The organism is Lentilactobacillus kosonis, assembly GCF_003864335.1.
Lineage (GTDB): Bacteria > Bacillota > Bacilli > Lactobacillales > Lactobacillaceae > Lentilactobacillus > Lentilactobacillus kosonis.
In genome coordinates, this window is sequence record NZ_BEXA01000018.1 from 1 (window position 1) to 1,608 (window position 1,608).

3 protein-coding genes are annotated in these 1,608 nt (G+C 35.9%); all 3 read left to right on the forward strand.

What is annotated here, in order from left to right; translation table 11 throughout:
- Positions 1–58: 58 nt before the first annotated feature.
- Entirely contained in the window at positions 59–829 is a 771-nt protein-coding gene (locus NBRC111893_RS10510; RefSeq protein ID WP_125009051.1) for a replication initiation protein, read from the forward strand.
- A 113-nt stretch (positions 830–942) separates the two neighbouring features.
- Positions 943–1,365: a hypothetical protein gene (locus NBRC111893_RS10515; protein WP_125009052.1), complete on the forward strand. Its 423-nt coding sequence runs from the start codon at positions 943–945 to the stop codon at positions 1,363–1,365.
- Between the two features lie 11 nt (positions 1,366–1,376).
- Positions 1,377–1,608 (forward strand): hypothetical protein (locus NBRC111893_RS10520; RefSeq protein WP_439957188.1); only part of this gene is annotated, 232 nt, incomplete at its 3' end.

Sequence of the window (1,608 nt, forward strand, 5' to 3'; positions counted from 1 at the left end):
TTTTAGTAATAGAGTGTATTTATAAAATAAAATGTATGTTTGAAAGGAAAGAAAATTTATGGTCGATAAACGCAATATGTTATGGGTCAGTGACCGTAACTTTAACAAAGAAGAATTTAAAGACCAACAATATTTTCAGGTGGCTGAACATAATGATTTAATTACTAAGGCACGTCATGATTTAAATGCCCGTGAGTTAAAGATTATGGACTACGTCATATCAAAGATAAAACCTGATGATGAACACTTTAATATTATTCAAACGTCGATGTATGAGCTATCTAATGTTCTTGATTTAAAGCGGAGCGGTCGGACGTACTCGCAACTTGCCCAAAATTTGCAGGATATGCGTGCTAAACCTATCAGAATTTATAGTGAAGAAGAGCGTCGTATCACAATGACTGGTTGGTTTGAAGTGGTGCGTGTTTGGGAAAATGGGCAAATACAAATTAAAATTAATGAAGAATTTGCGCCATTTCTGTTGCAATTAAAAGATAAAGGGCACTACACCCAATACTTACTCGTTGATACCGTTAAACTGAAAAGTAAATATTCTATTTTGCTTTATAAACTCATGCGTGAAGCTGATAAAAATAACGGTAGTTCAATTGCCATTGTCCAAGGAACGCCTGATGAGTGGAAAGAATGGCTAGGTGCGCCAGAAAGTTATACCTATGGACGATTGAAAGATAAAATATTAAACCCTGCTATTGAAGAAATTAACCTTGAAATTGAGGATATGGACTTAGAGTTATTTCAAGCACGCCGTGGTCGCGAGGTCGTTCAAGTGGAAATTCACAATAATTTTATTCGTAACCCACGTTTTTAATATAAGGGGGAAATGATGTTCATAATAAAAGAGGGATACCGCCCTAGCCTGCACAGCTCACGGTATCCCTAACATTTAGCAAAACAACCAACCATTTGAAAGGAAGTTTCACTATGAAGAATAGTATCACAAAAGTAAGTCTAGTTGTATCAATTATCAGTCTTTTGGTAGTGGGTTTTCTTGCGCTACAAATGCATGAACAAGTTAGCAAACTACAAAATGTTCAACAACAAGTTGACGATAATACTAACGTTACTGATCCACGGCAAACGTCATGGGCATTGCAAAACATTTGGGTATTTGATAATCAAACGCACAAATATGTCCTAACACATATCAGCAAAGGGAACAGTAAGGCTTTAAGAGATAAATTGCTTAAAAACCAATCGGGCATGCTCACACAAGTATCTATTACTCACCCTGTCGTACCGTTTATCTATGTTAAAAACAACAAAATTAGCTATGATAAACTGACTACCAAAGGCATGAACTCACCACAATTACAAAGAGTTCACACAAATTTAACTTATAAGTAAGGGGAGAGTTCATGACTACACTAATTACAGCGTTAATTGTTTTCGGAGCATTAATTTATATGCGTATTCATAATCACAGTCACGCTGATTATGACGAAGATAATCCTAAGGGGTTTGATGTACGGGCATTTATCTTCCCGATACATTATTTCATTCGCAGTACGATTTTTACCACTTTTAAAAGTAACGGTCTTGCATTCTTTTTTGTGCTTTTTGCCGGCGGATACGCTTTACTATTAGACG